Here is a 21415-nt window from a genome sequence, read left to right as displayed (position 1 = left end):
ACGCGAAGGATCTAGTTCGCTATCAATAGACGGGAAACCTCTATTTTTTGACCTTCTCTTGTTATCGGGGCTTCCGTATCTCGGTACTCCTGCGATGCGCGAGCTCTTCGAAGAGTCTTTAGAAAAGATGCGTATAAAGTACGACTTCTATATCAATGCCTATGTTGTGATGCCAGAGCATGTGCATCTGTTGATCAGCGAACCCAAACGGGCGATCTTGGCAAAGGCCCATGATGCGATCACATCTTTGCCTATAGACAGCGAACCGCGAAGGCAAACAGTTATGGCCGGACGATATCGTTGCAAGCGGCCTTCACTTCCATCTGCCCAAATAGCTACCTAGTTTCTCTCGCCTCACGTAACTAGAGAAGTGCCAATGCATTTCAGTTCCTTACGAAGCTGTGATCGATATTCGCACGAACTGAGGCTCGAATCCATCTTCCCCCAGAAAAATGCAGAATGCACCCCAAAAGGCTCCTCGTAGTTCTTGGCTTCAAGGCACCTAACCACTAACAATTTGAATTGCACTTAGTTACTTCGGCTGTTCAATCTCACCTGCCGCCAAAGCATCTTTGTACATATCCATGACAGTTACATAGGGGTCTGGATATCCCATGGCCAGCGGGTCTGTGACGATGGTGTGGGGATCGTTCCAGTCGATGCGTATCGGAACCTCCGCGCCGATTCTGCAGACGCGCTGTACCCTCTCCGGCTTGGTGAATGAGAGGGTCTGTTCCGCCGCATAGGCCATGCTGCCGTCTTCCGGCTTCACGAGAAACTGCATATGCCAGCGCTGTACGCCGCGCTTCTCCAGGAAGCCGTTGTTCACCTTGACCTCGTCCGCTTCGGTGACGGTCGCCATCGCCTTCTTGCCTTCGTGCAGGATCTGCGGGCCCAGCACGAGAGCGTCCAGGCGGTTATTATTCGGATCGATCTTCTGGCCGCCGACCAGGGAGAGCGGGACTACGGCCACAGCGTTTTTATCTTCTTTGCTGACGAAGAGGTACGCGCGGTCTCCCACACGGAAGGGATTGTTCTGCATTACCTGCTCGATCGTCACCACGCGCTTCGGCTCTACGCAGGAGTCGATCTCCAGGGTGAAGACTGTCGCTCCTGGCGCTGTTCCGGCGGCCATTCCCTGAATGGTCGCCACGCCAAAGGTTTTGCTCTCGCGCAATCTGGGGGAGATGGAAGCGGCGTCGGCGACCATCTGCGTCTGGCTTGCAGCTATTCCCGCCTGGCTATTGAGTGCGGTCACCAATCCCATATAGACCGCCGCATTGGGATTCTTCTTGTCGACCGAGATATAAACCTGCTCCCCGACCCGAGGGATGTTGCCGAGGTCGATCACCTGGCGCAGATTGAGCTCTCGCGTGGCCTGTCCGGTCTGCTCCAGCCGCAGCTGCAAGGCCATCACCGGAGATTGATTGATCACGGTGCCTGTCTGATGAATGTCGAGCACCAGGGCCACCGTCAGGTCGCCCTCCGTCAGGATTCTTTGGTTGCGACGGCGACGAAGATAGATCCCTCCAAAGACGGCGACGAAGATGCCGATCATCAGCACCGGAAACAAAAAACTCATCAGACTCTCCACTCGATCCTCCGCGACAGCTTGCCTTCGTCCCTATTCTGTCAGGGAGAACGGAAGAGGGCTTTTATAAGTTTCAAAGGACTTTAAGAGGCCAGGCACGCTCTGGTGGGTTGTCTCTTGAGGTGAAGACTCCTGACCTCTCTTACCTTCATTTCTCACTGGTGAGCGATCATGCAGGAAACGCAGCACCCCGGCGGCGTGCGAAAATAAGCGGTTGCATCCAGTTTGTGTGAGGTGAGGGTTGTTAAGGTCTTTCTTTATTGCTTTGTCCACGAACAAGGCATTTCGTGCATTTTCCGAGCGGTCGACGATGGGCCGGCGTGTGTCGCGGCGCTTTGTCGCAGGTATGAGTGTCGAGGAGGCGATTGCAGCCGCCGAGCATCTGAATGCCGAAGGGATCGAGGCGACGCTCGACTCACTGGGCGAAAGCGTGATGCAGGTATCGCAGGCCGAGGAGAGCGCCGCGATCTATCACCAGTTGCTGGATGAGATCGCCGCCCGCAAGCTGAGGGCGAACGTCAGCGTAAAGCTGACCCAAGTGGGCATGGACATCGGCGGCCACGGAGCGGGGCCGGAGCTGGCCGAGCGCATCGTCGGCGAGATGGTGGAGCACGCGGCGATGACGGCTAACTTTGTGCGCATCGACATGGAAGGCTCGGATTACACCGAGGCGACAATTGCCATGACCGAACGGCTGAACGCCCGCTGGCCCGGTGCCGTAGGTACAGTGCTGCAGGCCTATCTCTTCCGCACCGCGGACGACGTGGAGCGGCTGATCGCCCAGGGGATTCGGATGCGGCTGTGCAAGGGAGCCTACAAAGAGCCGGCGGAGATTGCCTTTCCCCTCAAGGCTGATGTGGATGCGAACTACGTCAAGCTGATGAAGCGGGTGGCTTCCAGCGGCGTCTTCTGTGGGATCGCCACGCACGATGAGGCGATCATCGAGACGATGCGTCAGTTTGTCGCCCAAACCGGTCTGGACAAGCGGGCCTTTGAGTTCCAGATGCTCTACGGCGTGCGGCGCGATCTGCAGCGGAAGCTTGCGGCGGAGGGATTCGGCGTACGGGTCTATGTGCCGTTCGGGACGGAGTGGTATCCGTACTTTATGCGGCGCCTGGCTGAGCGGCCGGCGAATGTATTGTTCCTAGCGAAGAACTTCTTCCGGAATTAGAGCAAATCTCCTGTTACTGGGCAGTTGAATCGGGCTTTCAGTACCGTTTTTCTGGGGAAAAACGGCCATAAGTGTCGTGGTTTCGCTATAAACCTACAGGAGATTTGCTTTAGTGGCCTGGCTGGTCCGGGTCGTAGGGTGGTGGAAGTAGGGATTCCACCGCCATCAGGCTGTTCAGCGTGGCCCGTTCGGCGGCGTTGAGATGGTCGAAGCGATCGGAGCTCAAGACTGCCTTGCGCTGCTCGGGAGGAAGTTCGCGAAGCCCGCGGAAGGTGCGGGCAACGTAGAGGTGCTGGTCCTGGGGAAGGGCCGCAAGCTGTTTCATCGCATTGTTCACCTGGCTGCGTTGGGCAGGGTTCAGCCGCGCCATCGTTTCATTCCACTCCAGCAGGTGCTTGCGTTTGGCCGGGGGCATCGCGTTGAGTTCTGCTAGGCGAGTCCGCAGCTGTTGTTGCTTCTCCGGCGGCAGGCTGCGGAAGCCAGGGTGCTCTTGTCCAAAGGCCTGCAGCTGCTGTTCCGGTGTCAGATTGCTGTGACGATCGATCCACTGCAGCAGATGCTCATTTTTAGCGGCGATCGTATTGGAGGTGGGAATCGTATTCGTTCGATGTTCCCCAGGGACGCTGCCGGAGTGCGGAGCTGCTGCGTTGTTTTGTGGAGGAGCTGCTGCGGTGGCTTGCTGTTCCGGCGTTGAAATAGCCACCAACAGGCAGAGAACGAAGCCTGCAAGTGTTGCGACAGCGCGAGTTGGAAGCAAACTGGTCATTTTGTTATGAGACAGACGGCATCTCTGAATCCTCTTCGATCGAAATCAACGAAGACTCGGGAGAAAAGCCGTCTGTCCACTTTAACTGCCGGGTCTTGAGGGTGCTGAACGTTTTCCATCATACCGAAAGCAATCGCTGCGAAGGGTGAGGGAGGGAATCAGCGGCGGTTAACTCTCAGGCGGTGTGTCTTCGTCCTCGGAGCCGGACAGGTCGAGGAGCTGCCCCATCTGCTGCTCGGCCTGAACATTGTTATCGAGCACCTTGAGATCATCGACCGCAGCGGATGTAGCTGGGGTCGCGGGTGCTGTCCCGGAGGTGCCATGAAGTCCGATAAAGGTGCCGCCTCCGCCAACCAGGAGGACTGCGGCGAGCGCTGCCGTAAGGGCCGGACGGAAGCTCCGCCCCGTGCTGAACAGGAAGAAGGAGCGTATTCGTTCAACGATGCCTTCGGGAGCGGCAGCCTGGGCCTCGCGCAGGCGTGCATACAGCTTTGAGTCGAAGTAGGGCGAGGGCTCCGGCGCGGTGTACTCATCGAGCAGGGCCAGCGTGGAGCGCAGTTCGTTCAGTTCGGTGCGGCACTCGGTGCAGGACTCGATGTGCGCCGCCAGCTCAGGGTGCGCCGCCGCGAAGCCCTCTTCAAAGAGGAGATCGGGGAGGTGCGAGCGGCAGTCTTTGCAATCGATCTTGTGATTCATCTCGGTAATCATTTAATACCCCCTATCAGGGTGGTGTTGCTATCATGTCGATACCGGGTACGCCGGAATGCTGCAGCGGCTCTCTACGGTTCGACGATCTGCTGGGCCATTTTGTTCCATAACTATCCAGTAATTCGGTTGATAACGGCCTAAACGAAATCCTTAAGTTTCTCGCGCAGGGTCTGGTACGCGCGGAAGAGAAGAGACTTGGTTGCAGACTCGGAGAGCTTCAGTACCTCACCGATCTGCTTGTAGTCCATGCCTTCGTACTTGTGCATAAGAACGGCGTGCTGCTGCCGTTCCGGAAGCGCCAGTACGTGCTGGCGAATGGCGTTCATGCGCTCGCGCCGGAGCATGTTGGCTTCGGCGGAGGGCGTAGAGTCTGCGACATCGGGCGTCGTGCCGGTCTCGGCGTCCGTCTCATCCAGATAGATCGTCGAGGCAGAGCGCTCGTGGCGCGTGTCGCGGGCGTGGTTGACGCCCAGGTTCGTCGCGATGCGGTACAGCCAGGTGCTGAAGCGGGCCTCGGCACGATAGGTCTCGCGCGAACGGTAGATGCGAAGAAAGACTTCCTGTGCAAGCTCTTCGGCCACGGCCTGATTATGCACCATGCGGAACATGAAGTGAATGATCGGCTTACGGTACTTTGCAAGCAGGATATCGAAGGCAGCCAGGTTCCCGGAACGCAGTTCCAGCATGACTTCGGCATCGGAGAGCTGCGAGAAGTCGCCACGCGCGATGGCCTCGGCCCGGATACGAGCCTGTTCAGGTGTCAGCGCTTCGGCACCCAGGGGCCGGTCGGCCGGAAGATGCACGTCCTGCGGCGTATTCAGGAGCCCGGGATGGATGGCCAGCGTACCCATATCTTCTGAAACCCCATCTTCGGCCTCAGGTTGCGGCAGGTCGTCGGATTCCGCAGGGAACTGCGGATCGTCGACCTCGGCGCGGGGCTCTGAGGGGGGTGTCACGGGTGTTCGCGAAGACTTCATCAGGGTGTAATTGTATCTTTTGAAGCGGCAAATTGGATGCCATAGACAGGAACACGGTTGGCGGGCCAGGGTTGCGATGCTAAACTGAATCTCTGGAACCACTGCGGTGGGCGTGGGGTTCCGTCAAAACAGTTCTGTGAGGCTTCAATTTGAAGCTCAGCGGACGATGGGCGCATAACTCAGCGGTAGAGTGCCACCTTCACACGGTGGAAGTCGTAGGTTCGAATCCTGCTGTGCCCACCATCAAATCAACAGCTTAGCGGCATTGGCAAGAGAGAGATTTAATGCCATTTGCCAAACTTTTACCGGCTGGCATCAAATGCGCCGGTTTTTACCGGCTCAAACCTACCCTGCCTGCTGCTGTGTCGCCGCTGATGTGAGCATCGCGTAGACCGTCCCAACCATCTGCTTTGCTTTTTAGCTTAGTTGAGGAAGGTGGCCGGAGGAACCAAGCAGAAAGATGCAGCCGACAACGAAGCTGTAGACCGCAGTGAGGCCGACGAAGAGTCGCATGACTCGAGGATGTGGGACAGCCCCATGAAAAAGACCAGTGGCAGAAGCGGTCATCAGGGTGTTCATGATGAGCAGCCCGGCAAGGAACATGGCCATGCCGCCGGCGCCTTTAGCGATGCCGCCTAGATTTGCCGCGAGGAGAAATAGTGCGAGCTGGCTAGGTGTTTCTGCTCCAAGTCCGTGGATGAGGCCGATGCCGAAGGCGACGGGACCGGTGTAGTTGACGTCATCGTCGGTGCGCGAATCGCTGGCGGCGCCGGAGGGCCAGATCTTACGGCGGAGTTTGCGGTAGCAGCGGATGATAATGGCAGCCCGCGAAGGCGGCACGGCGCGCGCGTTTCCCCAGACAAGACTGCCCATGACGTAGACGGCGAGGATGATGAGTGTGACACCTACAAGTCGCTCAGCCCATGAGTCCATGCGCTGCGGCAGAGAGAGCTGAAAAAGAATGACGATGCTGCCAAGCAGAGCGATCATTGTGGCATGACCGAGCGCATAGAGTAGGCCGAGGCGCATGGCCGTGGAGGTCTTGGTCTGCACACTTGTGATGTCTGAGATGGCGGCGATGTGGTCGTAATCGAAGCCATGGCGAAAGCCAAGAATGGCGCAGGAGATAAGCGTAATCTGCAAGGGCGAGGTCATAGCGCGGCCTCCTCAAGCAGGGGTGCGGTCGTACGCGGGCGCGCAAGCTGTGCGCGGAGAAAGTTGAAGACCTCTCCCATGCCCTGACCGGTCTTCGAGGAGACCTCGAAGATCTTCATGCCGGGGCGAACGCTTTCAATATTGCGTCGTGCGGTGGCGAGATCGAACTCGGCGGCGTCTGCCATATCCATCTTTGTGATGATGGCGACGTCAGAGCTGTTGAAGATGGTGGGATACTTCAGCGGTTTGTCTTCGCCCTCGGTGGCGGAGAGCAGAACGAAGCGCAGTTCCTCGCCGAGGTCGTAGCTGGAGGGGCAGACGAGGTTACCCACGTTTTCAATGAACAGGAAATCGACGTTGTCGAGATGCCAGTCCTCCAACGCCCTCTCGATCATCGAAGCGTCGAGGTGACAGATCGTGCCGGTGGTGATCTGTTTGACGTTCGGTGTGGCCCGTTGCAGGCGGGCTGCATCGTTTTCGGTAGCGAGATCGCCAACGAGGGCGGCAACACCATGATCGCCAGCGAGTCCGGCTAAGACCTTTTCGAGAAAGGCCGTCTTACCCGAGCCGGGACTGGAGACGAGACCGATGACGCAGGTGCTCTGCTGCTGAAAGCGTTCGCGAAGTGCGCGTGCGAGCAGATCGTTCTGCTTCATCACCTTTGCCCGGACCTCGACCATGCGCGTACTCATGCGGCAACCTCCAGGGATGCGACTTCCATCTCGCGGCCGGTAAGAATCTCCGGTGTCGGCGCAAGACACTCCGGACAGCAGATCTGGTACACGGAGGGCGGCGTGCGCTCCTGCCGACAGACAGGGCAGTAGACCAGCAGGGGAACCGTTTCGATGATCAGGCGTGAACCCTGTAAAGGAGTTCCTTCACAGGCAAGTTCATAGGCAAAGAGTAGAGCATTCTTGTCCACGCCGGCGAAGACACCGAGACGCAGATGGACAGCCTCCACGTCCAGGCCTCCGCGGCTTGCGGACTCCTCGGCGATCTGATCGATCATGCTGATGGCAATCGAAAGTTCGTGCATCTGCCGGCCTTCCGGTTTTTACATAGAGCGGATCTTCATGTAGCGAATCAGATCCGGAGCCGTTGCTACCGCGATGACGACAATGACTAATCCGACCACGCCTAAGAAAATTTTCTCTGTCATGGACTTCCTCCATTACCTCTCTTGTTACTACATTGCCGCCAATACCGGCGGTTGTATGGTGGTTGCGTCTGCCCTGATCCTTGCGACAAGTCCTTCCACCATGTTGGACGCTTCTTCTACTACGGCTTGCACCGGCGCGGAGAGGCCCATACGGCCCTCCAATTCATCACCGAAGTCGTGGGGCTCGCAGCCGACGACAAAGACGGGGGCTGTGATCGGTCCCATCGTGAGCGCAAGATTGAGAACGCGCACCGGATCCATGCTGTGTGGATTCATCTCCATCCCCGGAGTGGAGGGATCGCCCATCTGCGAAAGGTCGGGTTCAACGATGTAGAGCGTGCCCGGAGCATCGTTGCGCGGAAGTGCATCGACGAGGATGACGGCGTCCCAGGGCTCGAGCAGTGCGTATGCGAGATCGAAGCCGCGAATGCCGAAGTCCTTCACGAGGATGTCGGGCGCAAGAGTGCGGCGAGCGAGAGAGCGCGCTACCTCGACACCGAAGGCGTCATCGCCGAGGAAGATGTTGCCAACGCCCGCAACTAAAGTTGTGCCCGTCATTTGAGTTCTCTCTCCGTAGCAAACGCTTCGCTGACCGGTTCAACCTCTTCGGGCGAATAGAAGAAGCGATGCCCAGGCTGACGCATCATGCCGAACTCGCGGCCGGGATCGTCATCGAGTACAACGGCGAACTGTACCTGGTCTTCGAAGTCCTGCTCGATCGCTTCGATGACGGCGACCTTGCCCTCGAGTGCCATGTCCATGATGTCGGCGTTCTTCTGCGGCCAGATGCGCACACGGTCGCCGACGCGAAGTGCCACTCCGAAGACGGTAACGCTCTCCGGCGGCGCCTTGGCTTCCGCAAAGGGATTCCATTCTCCGAAGGGTTCGTTGGCAGGGATCTCGCGAATCTGGCGCAAGGAGCGAACAACACCATGCGCTTTGAGCATTGCTTCGGGTGTCATATTTTCCGTGCGCTCAAGGATCTGGCGAGCGCGTGGATCGCCATTGCGCATCTCCTCTTTCTCCGCATCGGTCAGGGTGAGGACGCGGAGGGTGAGCATCTCGTCCATCTCGGTGCCATCGAAGAAATCACCGCCGCTTTCAGGCGCAATCTGCGGATAATCGTAGAGGATGATCGGCGAACACAACATCATGGTGCGCTTCGGCTCGGTGCCGACAAGAACAGGAAAGACGCCGATATTGCTACAGGTGGCGACGGCCCCGCTATAGCTCTCCTGCGGATCGAGCAGGGAGACGAACTCGCCACCGGTGAGACCGAGAAGCATGTGCGCGGAGACGAGTGAGTGCGGAAGCGCTTCGTCACGTTTGGCGGCGGCTTCGCTGCGCAGTGGCGTGATGTTATCCAGTTCAATGTGAAGCTTCATGGCACCGGACTCGAGAGCCTCGACACGCACGGTAAAGAGTGCCTGGAGATCTGTCTGAGGTGCGACGACCTGATCTCCCGGGAGTGTGGCTGCTCCGAGATGAAGCGTGAGCTGCTGAGGTTGGGCGAGAAGATCGCCAAGGAGAAGCTGTGGATGCTCGGAGGTGCGCTCGACCGCTTCTTCCCATGCGAGGGAGGGATCGGCGAGGGCGGCTGCATCCTCCGTACCGTCGAGGGCGCGGCCCTGGCGAATGAGTTGGAGAAAGCTGATCTTGATGTCGAGAGTCGCGCCTTCCTCCGCGAGGACGATGCACTCGGCTTGCAGGCGAAAGGGCTCCTTCGGCCTTTGAGCTGCGGCGTAGACGCGCGGATAGAGCGTGCCGAAGTTCCAGCGCTGGCGATTTTTAATCGCGGTAGGGCGATAGGGGTAGAGGATGTATCCCTCGTAGAGGATGGCGGCGGCGATCTTTTCAGCGTTCTCGAAGTTCATGCCGTCACCTCGTCAGGTCTCTCAGCGACGACCTCGTTCGAGGAGATCAGACGCTCGATGGCCTGCTCCCATGTGGGCAGACCATTACGAACCTTGTAGTCGTAGAGCTGTTCGAAAGTGTCGCGGCGCAGACTGAGCCAGGCGCTGTTAGGAAAGTGTGCGTCCATCATCTCCTTCCAAATGGAGACAGGAAGTTTGAAATAAGCCTCACGATCCCACGGTATCTGCGCCACTTGCAGCGTCTCTTGTTGTGACTGATAGAAGACCGTTCCGCTGAACATGACGCAGAGGGGGATATCACCCGCTTCGAGCGCGTGGAAGTACTTGGTGGAAGCGACGTTGAAGTCGAAGGTGCACGGAAGTTCGAGGTCAACGAGAACGCTGCCGGTAAATCCCTGCACGGCGACGCTGGTGTTCATCCAGTGCAGCGGCTTGACGGTACGGCTCCAGCGCGAAGGTTCGCCGAAGAGGTCGGCGAGTTTTTCCTGCTCGGGCGGAAGATAGCGACGCTTTGCCGGCTCGATCTGGACTTGGCACTTGAGCGTGAGGGTATGGATGGGCTCGCTCGCGGGAAGATTCGTGATGCGCAGCTTGAGTGCAAGCAAGGGCGTAGCCGCGTGCTTCACCGCCTCTGCGCCCTCGATCTGGAACTGAAGCTCAGGCATGCACGGGCCTCCGGCTCTCTGTACTGCGTGCGCGCAGGTCGTCAAAAAACCGCTGAATCTCTTTCCACACGTCGGTGCCGCCGGATAGTCCGCGCCAATGCATGCGGATGATTCCAACCAGGCGATAACATTCATCGATCGGCACGAGATAGTACTCCGAACTGTTGCCGACCCGGTTGACGAGAAGTGCTTCGACATCAGCCTCCATGGTCTGGAGATCCGGATTCTGCGCAACGATCTCCTGCCAGGAATCGAGTGTGAGAAGAGATTCGGTGGCGCCAGCCGGGCTGGGATACATTGCGAAGACCTTGTCGGCGGCGGTGTCGCGATAGAAGAAGGCGAGGTTGATGGGAACCATCAACGCCTCCCACTGCAGATCGCTGATCTGGAAGTCGATGAGGCTGCGGAGACGGCGCGGCACGCGAAGATAGTGCGCTCCCGCCTGACCGCAGAAGAGAATGGCGCACCCGTCGCAGGCGCAAAGGATCTGCCGTTTCTTTGGATCGAGAAGGTGCTGATGCAGAGGATTAAGCGCGGTGCTACAGAGTTCGCAGCGCTCTTCCGGTTCCGCGGACGTGCGCCGGCGGGCAAACTGGCGCAGGAACGAAGACGCCGCGTCGCGTTCCGGTGTCTCATTGAAGGCTTCACTCATGGCATGCCCTGGCTTTGCTCGTTACGCTGGAGGAAGATTCGGCATCAGCGGATGAATCGGCTTGCGATCGGCAACATTGATCCCTGTGGCATCCTTTGCCGTGCGCGTCATCCGAGTCTTGAGAGGCGCGGCGCGGTTCTCGCCTCGAGGTGTGCCAGGCGTATGCGAAGGGGCGTCCGGCTTTACGTCGTCGTGTGCCATAGGTCTCCTTTACTGGATCATCACAAGGTTTGAGGTGGCAGGTTTGGCTGCCGAGTTTTCCGCAATAATCTCTTTGATATCCGGCGCGGCCTGAAAGAGTGCCTCTTCGACGGCGTTTTTGAGAGTGAGCGAGGACGAAGGACAACTGCCGCAGTTACCGTGAAGACGCAGGCGCACAATGCCGTTGTCCAGTCCGGCAAGCTCGCAGTCGCCACCATGCTCCTGCAGATACGGGCGTACGGATTCAATGCCGCGCAGAACGCGGGTTTCGAGATCGTCGGGATGCAGGTTGTGCAGAAGGAACATGCTGGAGACGAGATCGTCCTGCAGGGCCTCATTGAGGATGCGTTCGCCTTCTTCGGTAGCGATGCAGCGGTCGATGAGAGCCTGCAATGCGGCACCATGCAATTCGATGACGGACTGCACGAGTTCAAGCGCCGTGGCGCGGGTCTCGGGATCGTTGGCCTGTTCGAGACGGGCTGCGAGCTTTTCGACGCGATCGGTTTGAACCTTGAACTCACTGGGTTTGCGAGGTTGCGGCGACGCAGCCGAAGCAGACTGGTTCTCTCCGATGCTTTCAATGACAACAGCAGAGGCGGCCATTATTTGTTCCCCGCAGCCCCAAACATGGGCGAGTGTTGGACCTCAATGGTGCGGCCGTCGCCGACATACATATGCACGCCGCAGGGGAGACAGGGATCGAAGCTGCGAACTGTTCGCATGATATCGATTCCCTTGAACTTGTCGGGACCGTTCTCTTCGAAGAGCGGCGTGTTCTGCACCGCATCTTCATAGGGGCCGGGCGTGCCATAGATATCGCGCGGATTTGCATTCCACGGAGTAGGCGGATAGGGGTGATAATTGGCGATCTTGCCGTCGCGAATGACAACATGATGCGAAAGCACGCCGCGTACCGCCTCGTGGAATCCGCAACCGATAGCGTCATCGGGAACTTTGAACTCAGACCAGGTGGCGGTGCGGCCAGCGTGCAGTTCGGCGAGGGCCTTCTCAACGAAGTGCAGGGCGGTGGCAGCGGCGTAGGCCTGGAAGTAGGTGCGAGCGCGATCGCGCTCGATGGTATTGCTCCACTGCGGGATCTTCCACTCGAATTCAACCTCGGGAAGAAGCGCGGTTTTGGGAAGATTGATCTTGACGCTGTGACCGGTGGCCTTCACGTAGTTGATATCGACCAGGCCGGAGAGCGCAGTGGACCAGAGGCGCGCGATGGGGCCGCCGCCAGTGTCGAGCGCGAGATGATCGCCGGTACGTTCGTCATACCAGCGCGGCGACATAACCCAGGTGTAGTTGCCGTTGAAGTCGCGCTTCTGCGGACGCGGCGTAGTCGTCTGGTTCCAGGGATGGTTCTGGTCGATCGGATTGCCAAGCGGGTCCTTCTTGACGAAGGTCTCTTTGCCCTGCCAGTCCTCGTAGTAGGAGCTGCCAAGCAGGATGCGGATGTTGCGGTTGATGTCGACCAGGTTATTCGTAACGAGCTTGCCGTCCACGACGACGCCGGGGGTGACGAACATCTTCTTGCCCCACGCGTCCATGTTCTTGTACTGATAGTCGCAATAATCGGGATCGTTGTAGGAGCCCCAACAGGCCAGCAGCGTGCGGCGCAGGCCGACCTTCTCATAGCCGGGAAGAGCTTCGTAGAAGAAGTCGAAGAGGTCATCGTGTAGCGGCACAACCTTCTTCATGAACTCGACATACTTCATCAGGCGAACCAGGTAGTCGGTGAAGAGCTGAATGGTGGCCACGGTGCCGACGCCGCCCGGATAGAGGGTAGACGGATGAACGTGGCGACCTTCCATGAGGCAGAACATCTCGCGGGTGAGGCGGCTCATCGCGAGCGTCTCACGATAGAAGGTGCCGGTGAAGGGGTTGAGCGCCGTCATGATGTCGGCGATGGTTTTATAGCCATGCTTGTCCGCGTTGGGCGAAGGAGTGGACTGGGCTTTGTCCCAGACGCCGGGATTGGTCTCCTTCACCATCTGCTCGCAGAAGTCGACGCCGACGAGATTGTCCTGAAAGATGTTGTGGTCAAACATGTACTCGGCCGCTTCGCCGAGGTTGATGATCCACTCGGCTAACGCGGGCGGGCGCACGCCGAAGGCCATGTTCTGCGCGTAAACAGCGCAGGTCGCGTGGTTGTCTCCGCAGATGCCGCAGATGCGGCTGGTGATGAAGTGGGCATCGCGCGGATCCTTCCCCTTCATGAAAACAGAGTACCCGCGAAAGATGGACGAGGTGCTGTAGCACTCGGCGACTTCACGGTTCTGGAAGTCGATCTTGGTGAAGATACCGAGGCTCCCGACGATGCGGGTGATCGGATCCCAGTTCATCTCGACAAGAGTGCGCTTTTTCTGTGCTTCGTGGGCCAGAGTTTCAGGAATCGTCGCCATGGAATTATCCTTGCGTTCCGTTTTAATTAGTAGGTCGTGGGGTGATAGCCGGTGGTGAGCTCTGGCCTTGAATGGCGCCACTTCGGCTCTTTGTTGAGCGTCGTGTTGGTGATGCCGCGAAGGGTGCGGATCATGCGCCCATAGGTACCGATGATGGTGGAAGAGAGCGTGCCGCCCGGCGGCTCATCCATGAACGGCATGAACTTGTCGGGGAATCCGGGCATGGTGCAGCCGATGCAGATACCGCCAACATTCGGACAGCCGCCGATACCGCGCATCCAGCCGCGCTTGGTCACATTGCAATCGACCACCGGGCCCCAGCAGCCAAGTTTGACGAGGCATTTGGAGGAGCCATAGTTGTGAGCAAAGTCGCCCTGCTCATAATAGGAACCTCGGTCGCAGCCTTCATGCACCGTCTTGCCGAAGAGCCATGTCGGACGGAGCTGTTTGTCCAGAGGAATCATAGGCGCGAGGCCAGCGACTTGATAGAGCAGATAGAGTACGGTCTCCATGAAGTTGTCGGGCTGCACCGGACAGCCAGGCACGTTGACGATGGGCAAACCGGCCTTGGAGCGCCAGTCCCAGCCGAGATAATCGGCGAGGCCCATGCAGCCAGTAGGATTGCCCGCCATGGCGTGAATTCCGCCATAGGTTGCGCAAGTTCCTGCACCGATTACCGCGAGAGCCTTCGGCGCGAGGCGATCGATCCATTCGCAGGTAGTGATCGGCTGGCCTGTCTCGGGGTTAGTGCCGACGGCGGCCCAGTAGCCCTCTTCTTTGATCTTCTCGTTAGGGATGGAGCCTTCGACGACCAACACAAAAGGATCGAGCAAACCCTTTTCGGCGTCGTAGTAGAACTTCATAAAATCATCGCCGTTCTCGTAAGCAAGAACGGGGTTGTGCAGGTGGACCTTGGGCAGGCCGGGAATAGCTCCCAGGAGAACGTCTTCGATGCTGGGCTGCTCGGCTGCGGTAATGGAGACGCTGTCCCCGTCGCAACCCAGACCGGCAGTGATCCAGACAATGTGTATATCGGAGACAGCTGGAGCCTTAGTGATCGTGCTTGCTTGTTCAGCCATTGCATCCTCCTTCGCGGTACTAAATGCGTGCGGGAGTGCACCCCATTGGGCGGGGCTTTACAGCATACGAATGTCCGGGATCGTGGCTTGCCGGGCTACAGGCCGTAAGAGTTACGATGCAAGCTTCCTGAGAAAAGGTACATCAGCAGAAGGTACATTCCGACTGGAACTTCAAAGGAGCAAGAACGGCAAATTTCAAGCGGGCTCTAACCTACGCCTTGCCATTCGGTATGTCAAAGCATTTCAAATTATTTCTTGTTGCATGCAGTTTTTGTTGATTGCATCCATGCGATCTGACAATAAACTCCTCAACAGATGCGCGGCAGCTGCTCGCCGAACATGACGTCAAGCACACGGGTACCGCCGATACCGGTCTTCATCAACACCATGCCCGGATGGGTGGCGACGACTTCGCCAATGATCGCAGCGTCCCGCCCAAGGGGATGCTGGCGCATACGGGCGAGGACAGCTTCGCCCATCTCGGGCGCCACAACGGCTAGCAGCTTGCCCTCGTTGGCGACGTAAAGCGGGTCTAGCCCGAGGATCTCGCAGGCGCCGCGGACGGACTCCCGCACGGGGATGGACTGCTCGTGCAGAAGCATGCCGGAGTGGCTGGCTTTAGCGATTTCATTGAGCGTGGTTGCAACGCCGCCGCGCGTCGGGTCTCGCAGGCAGTGAAGGAAGTCTGTCGTCTCTGAGGGTGTGGCTAGCATCTGTGCGACGAGATCGTGGAGAGAGGCACAGTCGCTGGCGATCTCGCTCTCGAACTCCAAGCCCTCACGCTGCGACATGATGGCCATGCCATGATCGCCGATGGTTCCGCTCAGGAGGATGCAATCGCCAGGCTGGGCGCGGCTGGCGGAGATGTTGACGTTCGCCTCCACGACGCCGATGCCGGTAGTGGTAATGAAGATCTGGTCGCCCTTGCCCCGGTTGACGACCTTGGTGTCCCCCGTGACGAAGTGCACCCCGGAATCGGCAGCGGCGGCCCGCATGGATTCGACGACGCGGCAGAGATCCTCAACCCGCAGGCCTTCCTCCAGGATGAACGCGGCTGAGAGGTAGAGGGGGCGGGCACCGCTCATGGCCAGATCGTTGACGGTACCGTGCACGGCGAGACGGCCGATGTCGCCTCCGGGGAAGAAGATGGGGGTGACGACGAAGGAGTCGGTGGTGAACGCAAGACGCGTGTCTCCGATGTTGAGTAACGCCTGGTCGTCCAGCTTGTCGAGGATGGGATTGCTGAAGGCGGGAAGAAAGATCTTCTCGATGAGCTCGGAAGTGAGCTTGCCACCGCTGCCATGACCGAGCACGATCTGCTTGTGATCGAAGATGGGCAGCGGACACGAGCCGAAGACGGGCGAGACTCTTTCTTCTTCCTTTACCTTCACGGTCTCCGGTGCGATCGCCATGGGCATACGGTCTCGCTTTCTTATCCAAGGACTACGGGGACGGGCGCGGACTCGATCTGATGCAGCGGCGCATTCAGGCCCTGCGGATTGAGATGCCGGCCATAGGCGTAGTAGGCGGCGCAAGCGCCCTCCGCCGAAACCATCGTTGCCCCGAGCGGACGCTGCGGAGAGCACTGCGTGCCGAAGGCGGGGCAATCGTGAGGTTTCTTGATGCCTCGCAGAATCTCGCCGCTGATACAGATAGCAGGCTCGAGCGTGGCGATCTCCGCGACGTCGAAGATCTTTTCGGCGTCGTGAGAGGCAAACTCCGGGCGCAGTCGATAGCCGCTCCGCGGAATGGAGCCGATACCGCGCCACTTGCGGTCGCCGACTTCGAAGACCTTGCCGATGAGATTTTGTGCGGGCAGATTGCCGGTGCGGTCGAGGATGCGGGAGTACTGATTCTCAACGGTGGCGCGGCCTTCTTCAAGTTGCTGCAGCGTCATGAGTACGCCGTGAAGGATATCGATGGGCTCAAAACCGGTGATCACGATAGGCACATGGAAGCGGGCGCTGATGGGCTCGTACTCGCTGTAACCCATGACAGCGCAGACGTGACCGGGACCCAGGAAACCGTTCACTCGATTGTCCGGCGCGCTGAGGATCGCTTCAAGCGCAGGCGGGACGAGCACATGCGAGACAAGCAGGGAGAGGTTGTTCACCTTGTCCTCGCGTGCGCGCCAGGCGAGCATCGCATTGGCGGGAGCGGTGGTCTCGAAGCCGATGGCAAAGAAGACGACCTGCTTGTCGGGATTGGCGCGGGCGATCTTGAGACAGTCGAGCGGCGAGTAGACGATGCGGACATCGCCGCCGAGAGATTTGATGGTGAAGAGATCGCCGTCCGAGCCAGGGACCCGAAGCATATCGCCGAAGGAGCAGAAGATGACATTCTGGCAGCGCGCGATGGCGTGGGCTTTATCAATCATCTCAAGCGGCGTGACGCAGACGGGGCAACCGGGGCCGTGGACGAGCTCCATGCCCGGCGGCAGCAGATGATCGATGCCGTGCTTGACGATCGAGTGCGTCTGGCCGCCACAGACTTCCATGAGCACCCAGGGACGCGTCTGGATGCGGCGCATCTCGGCCAGGATCTTTGCGGCCACTTCGCTGTCACGATATTCATCGAGGTATTTCATTGGGTTTTACCCCCGGCAACCACGGGTTCGTCGATAGGCTCGTCAACCGGCGGCGGCTCTTCCACCTCTTCGACGATAGGAGACTCGAGCTCCGTGAGCTGATCCAACTCCTTAAGAGCCTGATAGGTACGTTCGGCTTCCGCCTCATCGATGCGGCTGATGGCGAAGCCGACGTGGACCAGCACATAATCGCCGACGATGGTCTCGGGAACGTATTCGAGACAAGCCTCGCGGGTGATGCCGCCAAACTGCACGCGCGCCATCAGCATGCCGCCCTTGTCGAAGGTCTCAACGACTTTCCCTGGAATGGCGAGACACATGCTTCACGCTCCTGTTCGGATTCGTTCGCAGGCTATGGCTGCCTGTCCCAGCGAGATGCCACCATCGTTTGCCGGAACCATAGAGTGCAGAAAAACCTGAAAGCCGTGGCGGCGTAACTGTACCACTGTCGGACGTAAAAGCACCATGTTTTGGAAGCTTCCTCCGCTAAGACAGACTCGATCCAGTCCACTGAGGTCCCGGATCCGGCAGCAGGTTGCAGCAATCACTGTGCTCAAGGTGTTGTGAAAGCGGGCGGATATCTCACCGGCGGGTTTGCCGGCGGCCAGGTCGTTGACGATGGCGAGGATCGTGGTACGGAGGTCTATCGTGATGGGTTCGCCATCGTGCAGGTCGAATTCATAGCCTCCGGTGACACCGGCGAGCGCAATGCTTTCAAGCGCGATGGCGGCCTGGCCTTCGAAGGTGACTTCCGAGAAAAGGTTGAGAAGTGCAGCGACGGCGTCGAAGAGCCGGCCGCAGGAGGACGTCTCGACGGTCTGGATCTGGTTAGCGATCATCGCGTTGACGATATCGCGCTGCTTTAGAGGGATAGCTCGGAGGCAGGCAAGATCGGGGACCTCGGGGCCGAAGGCATCGCGCAGGTAGCTGAGCGCCATGCGCCAGGGCTGACGGACAGCGGCATCGCCGCCGGGGAGCGGGACGTAGCGAAGGTGCGCACGACGGCTGAAGCTGCCGAGGTTGGCGGTAAAAAATTCTCCGCCCCAGATCTTGCCGTCGGTGCCGTAACCGGTACCATCAAGCGCTACACCAATGACCTCGCCGCTCAAGTGATTTTCCGCCATACAGCTGGCGATGTGGGCGTGGTGATGCTGCACGGCGATCTTGCGCTCAATACTGGAGGCCAGCGCCATGCGGGTACTCATATAGTGCGGATGCAAATCGTAAGCGACGGCCTGCGGCGTGACCCGGAAGAGACGCTTCATCTTCGCAAGCGTTTCCTCGAAGAACTGCAAGGTCTCGTAATTCTGCAGGTCTCCGATGTGCTGACTAAGAATGGCATGGCCATCTCGGGTGAGGCAGAAGGTGTTCTTCAGTTCGGCGCCAAAGGCCAGTACCGATGGATGGACCGATTCATTCGCGGATGCCAGAGATAGGGCCTGGGGAGTAAAGCCTCGGGACCGGCGGAGGACGCGCTCACGGCCTTCGAAGGTGCGGACGACGGAGTCGTCAACGCGCGTGGCAATCTCGCGGTTATGCAGAAGGAACCAGTCGGCGACTCCGTCGAGCTGTAGAAGTGCGTCAATGTTCGAGATCACAATAGGCTCTTCGCTGATATTGCCGCTGGTCATTACCAATGCAGAGAATGCCGAGTCTTTCTGAGGTGAATCGCTGAAGAGCAGGTAATGCAGAGGGGTGTAGGGAAGCATAATCCCCAAAGTGTTGTTGCCTGGAGCGACACTAAGCCCGATGCCAGGCACCTGATTCGTATCGAGACGCCGTGGAAGGATGACGACGGGGCGGCGCAGGTGACGAAGAGCGGCTTCATCTTCGGTGGTGATTCCGCACAACGCACGAGCAGCGTCGATGTCGCGGACCATTAAAGCGAATGGTTTATGCGGACGGTGTTTGCGGCGGCGAAGTTCGGCGACCGCAGTTTCGTTAGTGGCATCACACGCGAACAGGAAGCCGCCCAGGCCTTTGACAGCGAGAATTTTTCCTTCGCGAAGAAGGCCACGCGCGTGATGAAGAATGGGGAGTGCATCTGTGTCTGTAAATGATTCCGGCAAGGCGGCACCGCGCGGAAGAAGCGCGAGTGAAGGTCCACAGAGGCTGCAGGCATTGGGCTGCGCATGGAAGCGGCGATCATTGGGGTCAGCGTATTCAGCCGCACAGGCGCTGCACATCGTGAAGTTTGACATAGTGGTGCTGGGGCGGTCATACGGGATGCCCTCGGTGATGGTGTAGCGCGGACCACAATGGATACAGTTGGTGAAGGGATAGCCAAAGCGGCGGTTATTGGGATCACTAAAGTCCTGCCAGCACGCGTCGCAGGTGCCTGCGTCTGCTGGAACGAGAGCCATTGCGCCTCCCTCCTCGCGGCTGTGGAGGATGGAGAAGCCCGCGACCCCAAACGGAACGATGTGCGAGACGGTTATTTCTTGTATATCTGCGAGTTGAGGTGGCTCCGTTCTTAGCGTCTTTAGAAAGGAATCGAGGGCGGGTTTACTGCCTTCAATTTCGATAGTGACGCCGGAGGTGGAGTTGAAGACGTGGCCCGAGAGGCCCAGCCTGTGAGCTAGTTTGTACACGAACGGGCGGAAGCCGACACCTTGCACAATGCCACGCACCTGAACCTGGAGCCTGGTAATTGCTTTTGGCCGGGTTGTTGCATCCGTATCCATCATCGGCGATGTTTCAGCTTGCACATCATCATCGCAGGTGATGCCGCTCTTGACAGCGACGAGAGGCTATTTTCACGGGAGAGGGTTCGGGAGGAGAAGAAATGATCGTTACTAGCCCAAAAATACCGGTTTTCCCCGACTGTACCGGCTAATAGAATGTGCAACCGGCTGGCTCAACGCTACCTTCACGCGGTGGAAGTCGTAGGTTTGAATCCTGCTGTGCCACCATAGAATCAATAACTTAGTGGCATTTGGCGGAAGAGAAAAGCCAATTCTGCGGTGATCTGTTCACAGATAGATTCCCAATTTCAATGGGGAAGTCGGATGAACTTGAGATCAGAATTGACAGTCTCAGTTGTGAGCCAGGTCTTTCGACATATTGATGAAATGTGCGGATTGCGTGAACTTAGCTTGTATCTCTGCGTCTATTTGCTCTTCTCCGACAACGCGATAACCCAGCTTCTCGTAAAAGAGTGAGAGCTCTTTGCGCAAATTTACAATCCGAAGATCTATAAAACGGCAATTCGACTCGCGTGCAAGCTTCTCCGCAGCGGCCATCAAACGCGCGCCGAAACCAGAACCTTGGCGATCTTGCCTTATTGACAGTAGACCCAGATAAGCTCGCTCGACACGCAATTCCAAATACACATTCGCTTGAAGAATTCCGTCTTCTTCCAGTACTAAAAAGTATCCTTTGTCGAACAATCCTTTAACTTCTTCAATGTCTATGCGATCACCAACCTTAAAGGCCGCTTCGACAGAAAAGGCTTCATTGATCAGTTGGACAATTGAAGGGAGGTCAAACACTTTTGCAAATCGTAATTCCATATATCGCAATGCGGACGGCAAATATCTTGATTTCAATCTCAGAAAATCGCCGACCTAACGCCTTCCAATCTTTCTATTTATTCAATCCATTATCTACTGAATGGAACTGAAGGCACCTGTCGAGAACAATAGGCGGGCGATGAAGAGGCCCGAAGTTGTCACTTGATCGTCGTCAGGCTGGGGTATTCGAGCTTTGGGTACCAGGTGGCGTCGCGGCCTGCGGGTGTGAGGTCGAAGATCGTCCACAAGGGGTCGAGGTCCGGGGCTCCGCGTGGGTCCTGGCCGGGGTCGGCCATCTCGCCACTCATCTCTCCGCTCCAGAAGTGGTAGATTGTGCCGTCCCTGCGAGTGAAGATTGCGAGAGCCGGAACGTCGGCATCCTCGGCGCTGACATAGGCGCGGGTGTAGTCGCCTTTGGTGTCGGAGTAGAGCTGAAGGTTATTCCAACCCCGTTCTTTCTTGAAGTCGAGGAGGCGTTCGATCGGCGAGCGAGCGGTGATGGCCAGCGCGACACGTTCGCGCAGGTTTCTGGCCGTTCCCTCCCATGACGTGAGCATGGCGGTGCACATAGGACAGGCTCGTTCGCGTTGCGGGCCGAACATCATGCTGTAGAGAACGAGGGTGTCCTTGTCGCCGAAGAGTTGAGAGAGACGGACTCTGCCGTTTTGGCCTTCGAAGGTATAGTCTTCGGGGATTACCCCGCCGGGGGGAAGGGTGCGCCGCAGGGCAGCAACGCGTTCGATGTGGCGCCGCAGTTCGATCTCCTCGGCGAGGAGTGCGTTGCGCGCCTGCCGGTATTCGGGGCTCTCGCTGGGGAAGTGTGCTTTGTTCTTTGCGGCGAGTTCTACTGCGGGGACGAGGATGGTGTTGTCGGCCATTAGATTCTCCTTAATGAGACGCGCCATGTTCGCGT

The 21415-nt window shown here is 58.3% G+C and carries 24 protein-coding genes and 1 tRNA gene; 3 read left to right on the top strand and 22 right to left on the bottom strand.

What is annotated here, in order from left to right; genetic code table 11:
• Positions 1–94: 94 nt before the first annotated feature.
• Positions 95–343, top strand: coding sequence for a transposase (locus ACIX8_RS26645; protein WP_223295580.1), 249 nt, complete (start codon positions 95–97; stop codon positions 341–343).
• A 189-nt stretch (positions 344–532) separates the two neighbouring features.
• Here ACIX8_RS26645 and ACIX8_RS24885 read toward each other — a convergent pair whose 3' ends face one another.
• Positions 533–1582 (bottom strand): hypothetical protein, encoded by a 1050-nt coding sequence (locus ACIX8_RS24885; RefSeq protein ID WP_014267378.1) that lies wholly within the window; start codon positions 1580–1582, stop codon positions 533–535.
• A gap of 250 nt (positions 1583–1832) precedes the next feature.
• Between ACIX8_RS24885 and ACIX8_RS20890 the strand changes: the two genes are divergently transcribed.
• Entirely contained in the window at positions 1833–2762 is a 930-nt protein-coding gene (locus tag ACIX8_RS20890; RefSeq protein WP_014267377.1) for a proline dehydrogenase family protein, read from the top strand.
• Positions 2763–2871: 109 nt separating this feature from the next.
• Here the strand turns inward: ACIX8_RS20890 and ACIX8_RS20885 are convergent, their stop codons facing one another.
• The 3 genes from ACIX8_RS20885 to ACIX8_RS20875 form a co-directional block, all read right to left on the bottom strand.
• Entirely contained in the window at positions 2872–3519 is a 648-nt protein-coding gene (locus ACIX8_RS20885) for a DUF3106 domain-containing protein (RefSeq protein WP_190273714.1), read from the bottom strand.
• 177 nt (positions 3520–3696) lie between these two features.
• On the bottom strand, positions 3697–4236 hold the full coding sequence (locus tag ACIX8_RS20880; RefSeq protein WP_014267375.1) for an anti-sigma factor family protein: 540 nt from the start codon (positions 4234–4236) through the stop codon (positions 3697–3699).
• A 137-nt stretch (positions 4237–4373) separates the two neighbouring features.
• The gene (locus tag ACIX8_RS20875; RefSeq protein ID WP_014267374.1) at positions 4374–5213 is read right to left on the bottom strand and encodes an RNA polymerase sigma factor; all 840 of its coding nucleotides are present in this window, start codon (positions 5211–5213) and stop codon (positions 4374–4376) included.
• Between the two features lie 168 nt (positions 5214–5381).
• On the opposite strand from ACIX8_RS20875, the gene ACIX8_RS20870 reads away from it, so the two are divergent.
• Positions 5382–5456: transfer RNA gene (locus tag ACIX8_RS20870), tRNA-Val, on the top strand.
• Positions 5457–5630: 174 nt separating this feature from the next.
• On the opposite strand, the gene ACIX8_RS24880 is transcribed toward ACIX8_RS20870, so the two are convergent.
• The 18 genes from ACIX8_RS24880 to ACIX8_RS20785 all read right to left on the bottom strand — a co-directional run bounded on the left by ACIX8_RS24880 (position 5631) and on the right by ACIX8_RS20785 (position 21407).
• A complete protein-coding gene (locus ACIX8_RS24880) occupies positions 5631–6368 on the bottom strand; it encodes a high-affinity nickel-transporter (RefSeq protein WP_014267373.1) in 738 nt (245 codons plus the stop codon).
• A complete protein-coding gene (gene hypB / locus ACIX8_RS20860) occupies positions 6365–7060 on the bottom strand; it encodes a hydrogenase nickel incorporation protein HypB (RefSeq protein ID WP_014267372.1) in 696 nt (231 codons plus the stop codon). The genes ACIX8_RS24880 and hypB overlap by 4 nt, the downstream gene beginning before the upstream one ends.
• Complete coding sequence (locus ACIX8_RS20855) at positions 7057–7404, bottom strand: hydrogenase maturation nickel metallochaperone HypA/HybF (protein WP_014267371.1); 348 nt, start codon at positions 7402–7404, stop codon at positions 7057–7059. Before ACIX8_RS20855 ends, hypB begins: the two co-directional genes overlap by 4 nt.
• Positions 7405–7422: 18 nt before the next feature.
• Positions 7423–7527, bottom strand: coding sequence for a DUF6893 family small protein (locus ACIX8_RS26640; protein ID WP_014267370.1), 105 nt, complete (start codon positions 7525–7527; stop codon positions 7423–7425).
• Positions 7528–7554: 27 nt separating this feature from the next.
• Positions 7555–8085: a hydrogenase maturation protease gene (locus ACIX8_RS20850; protein WP_014267369.1), complete on the bottom strand. Its 531-nt coding sequence runs from the start codon at positions 8083–8085 to the stop codon at positions 7555–7557.
• Positions 8082–9401, bottom strand: a complete 1320-nt coding sequence (locus ACIX8_RS20845) for a hypothetical protein (protein ID WP_014267368.1) — start codon at positions 9399–9401, stop codon at positions 8082–8084. Before ACIX8_RS20845 ends, ACIX8_RS20850 begins: the two co-directional genes overlap by 4 nt.
• Positions 9398–10066 (bottom strand): DUF6084 family protein, encoded by a 669-nt coding sequence (locus ACIX8_RS20840; RefSeq protein WP_014267367.1) that lies wholly within the window; start codon positions 10064–10066, stop codon positions 9398–9400. The genes ACIX8_RS20845 and ACIX8_RS20840 overlap by 4 nt, the downstream gene beginning before the upstream one ends.
• Positions 10059–10718, bottom strand: a complete 660-nt coding sequence (locus tag ACIX8_RS20835) for a DUF5947 family protein (protein WP_014267366.1) — start codon at positions 10716–10718, stop codon at positions 10059–10061. The genes ACIX8_RS20840 and ACIX8_RS20835 overlap by 8 nt, the downstream gene beginning before the upstream one ends.
• Before the next feature lie 21 nt (positions 10719–10739).
• Entirely contained in the window at positions 10740–10919 is a 180-nt protein-coding gene (locus ACIX8_RS20830) for a hypothetical protein (protein WP_014267365.1), read from the bottom strand.
• Between the two features lie 9 nt (positions 10920–10928).
• The gene (locus tag ACIX8_RS26435) at positions 10929–11522 is read right to left on the bottom strand and encodes a NifU family protein (protein WP_014267364.1); all 594 of its coding nucleotides are present in this window, start codon (positions 11520–11522) and stop codon (positions 10929–10931) included.
• The gene (locus ACIX8_RS20820; protein WP_014267363.1) at positions 11522–13324 is read right to left on the bottom strand and encodes a nickel-dependent hydrogenase large subunit; all 1803 of its coding nucleotides are present in this window, start codon (positions 13322–13324) and stop codon (positions 11522–11524) included. The genes ACIX8_RS26435 and ACIX8_RS20820 overlap by 1 nt, the downstream gene beginning before the upstream one ends.
• 26 nt (positions 13325–13350) lie before the next feature.
• Positions 13351–14403 carry an NADH-quinone oxidoreductase subunit B family protein gene (locus ACIX8_RS20815; protein ID WP_014267362.1) on the bottom strand — a complete coding sequence of 351 codons (1053 nt, stop codon included), beginning with the start codon at positions 14401–14403 and terminating at the stop codon, positions 13351–13353.
• 308 nt (positions 14404–14711) lie between these two features.
• Positions 14712–15821 (bottom strand): hydrogenase expression/formation protein HypE, encoded by a 1110-nt coding sequence (hypE, locus tag ACIX8_RS20810; RefSeq protein WP_014267361.1) that lies wholly within the window; start codon positions 15819–15821, stop codon positions 14712–14714.
• Between the two features lie 14 nt (positions 15822–15835).
• Positions 15836–16990, bottom strand: coding sequence for a hydrogenase formation protein HypD (gene hypD / locus ACIX8_RS20805; protein WP_014267360.1), 1155 nt, complete (start codon positions 16988–16990; stop codon positions 15836–15838).
• On the bottom strand, positions 16987–17310 hold the full coding sequence (locus tag ACIX8_RS20800; protein ID WP_014267359.1) for a HypC/HybG/HupF family hydrogenase formation chaperone: 324 nt from the start codon (positions 17308–17310) through the stop codon (positions 16987–16989). The genes hypD and ACIX8_RS20800 overlap by 4 nt, the downstream gene beginning before the upstream one ends.
• Before the next feature lie 3 nt (positions 17311–17313).
• Entirely contained in the window at positions 17314–19698 is a 2385-nt protein-coding gene (gene hypF / locus ACIX8_RS20795; RefSeq protein WP_223295404.1) for a carbamoyltransferase HypF, read from the bottom strand.
• A gap of 327 nt (positions 19699–20025) precedes the next feature.
• Positions 20026–20502 (bottom strand): GNAT family N-acetyltransferase, encoded by a 477-nt coding sequence (locus ACIX8_RS20790; RefSeq protein WP_014267357.1) that lies wholly within the window; start codon positions 20500–20502, stop codon positions 20026–20028.
• 158 nt (positions 20503–20660) lie between these two features.
• On the bottom strand, positions 20661–21407 hold the full coding sequence (locus ACIX8_RS20785) for a DUF899 family protein (protein WP_223295403.1): 747 nt from the start codon (positions 21405–21407) through the stop codon (positions 20661–20663).
• Positions 21408–21415: the final 8 nt, after the last annotated feature.

The organism is Granulicella mallensis MP5ACTX8 (genome assembly GCF_000178955.2).
Classification (GTDB): Bacteria; Acidobacteriota; Terriglobia; order Terriglobales; family Acidobacteriaceae; genus Granulicella; species Granulicella mallensis.
The sequence above is the reverse complement of the archived record's forward strand: the minus strand, read 5'-3'. Positions and strand labels throughout refer to the sequence as shown.

What these genes read in the sequence shown, in the direction of transcription:
- ACIX8_RS26645 (WP_223295580.1), top strand. Translation starts at nt 95, where the DNA reads ATGCGCGAGCTCTTCGAAGAGTCTTTAGAAAAGATGCGTATAAAGTAC.
- ACIX8_RS24885 (WP_014267378.1), bottom strand. Translation starts at nt 1,582, where the DNA reads ATGAGTTTTTTGTTTCCGGTGCTGATGATCGGCATCTTCGTCGCCGTC.
- ACIX8_RS20880 (WP_014267375.1), bottom strand. Translation starts at nt 4,236, where the DNA reads ATGATTACCGAGATGAATCACAAGATCGATTGCAAAGACTGCCGCTCG.
- ACIX8_RS20875 (WP_014267374.1), bottom strand. Translation starts at nt 5,213, where the DNA reads ATGAAGTCTTCGCGAACACCCGTGACACCCCCCTCAGAGCCCCGCGCC.
- ACIX8_RS24880 (WP_014267373.1), bottom strand. Translation starts at nt 6,368, where the DNA reads ATGACCTCGCCCTTGCAGATTACGCTTATCTCCTGCGCCATTCTTGGC.
- hypB (WP_014267372.1), bottom strand. Translation starts at nt 7,060, where the DNA reads ATGAGTACGCGCATGGTCGAGGTCCGGGCAAAGGTGATGAAGCAGAAC.
- ACIX8_RS20855 (WP_014267371.1), bottom strand. Translation starts at nt 7,404, where the DNA reads ATGCACGAACTTTCGATTGCCATCAGCATGATCGATCAGATCGCCGAG.
- ACIX8_RS26640 (WP_014267370.1), bottom strand. Translation starts at nt 7,527, where the DNA reads ATGACAGAGAAAATTTTCTTAGGCGTGGTCGGATTAGTCATTGTCGTC.
- ACIX8_RS20850 (WP_014267369.1), bottom strand. Translation starts at nt 8,085, where the DNA reads ATGACGGGCACAACTTTAGTTGCGGGCGTTGGCAACATCTTCCTCGGC.
- ACIX8_RS20845 (WP_014267368.1), bottom strand. Translation starts at nt 9,401, where the DNA reads ATGAACTTCGAGAACGCTGAAAAGATCGCCGCCGCCATCCTCTACGAG.
- ACIX8_RS20840 (WP_014267367.1), bottom strand. Translation starts at nt 10,066, where the DNA reads ATGCCTGAGCTTCAGTTCCAGATCGAGGGCGCAGAGGCGGTGAAGCAC.
- ACIX8_RS20835 (WP_014267366.1), bottom strand. Translation starts at nt 10,718, where the DNA reads ATGAGTGAAGCCTTCAATGAGACACCGGAACGCGACGCGGCGTCTTCG.
- ACIX8_RS20830 (WP_014267365.1), bottom strand. Translation starts at nt 10,919, where the DNA reads ATGGCACACGACGACGTAAAGCCGGACGCCCCTTCGCATACGCCTGGC.
- ACIX8_RS26435 (WP_014267364.1), bottom strand. Translation starts at nt 11,522, where the DNA reads ATGGCCGCCTCTGCTGTTGTCATTGAAAGCATCGGAGAGAACCAGTCT.
- ACIX8_RS20820 (WP_014267363.1), bottom strand. Translation starts at nt 13,324, where the DNA reads ATGGCGACGATTCCTGAAACTCTGGCCCACGAAGCACAGAAAAAGCGC.
- ACIX8_RS20815 (WP_014267362.1), bottom strand. Translation starts at nt 14,403, where the DNA reads ATGGCTGAACAAGCAAGCACGATCACTAAGGCTCCAGCTGTCTCCGAT.
- hypE (WP_014267361.1), bottom strand. Translation starts at nt 15,821, where the DNA reads ATGCCCATGGCGATCGCACCGGAGACCGTGAAGGTAAAGGAAGAAGAA.
- hypD (WP_014267360.1), bottom strand. Translation starts at nt 16,990, where the DNA reads ATGAAATACCTCGATGAATATCGTGACAGCGAAGTGGCCGCAAAGATC.
- ACIX8_RS20800 (WP_014267359.1), bottom strand. Translation starts at nt 17,310, where the DNA reads ATGTGTCTCGCCATTCCAGGGAAAGTCGTTGAGACCTTCGACAAGGGC.
- ACIX8_RS20790 (WP_014267357.1), bottom strand. Translation starts at nt 20,502, where the DNA reads ATGGAATTACGATTTGCAAAAGTGTTTGACCTCCCTTCAATTGTCCAA.
- ACIX8_RS20785 (WP_223295403.1), bottom strand. Translation starts at nt 21,407, where the DNA reads ATGGCGCGTCTCATTAAGGAGAATCTAATGGCCGACAACACCATCCTC.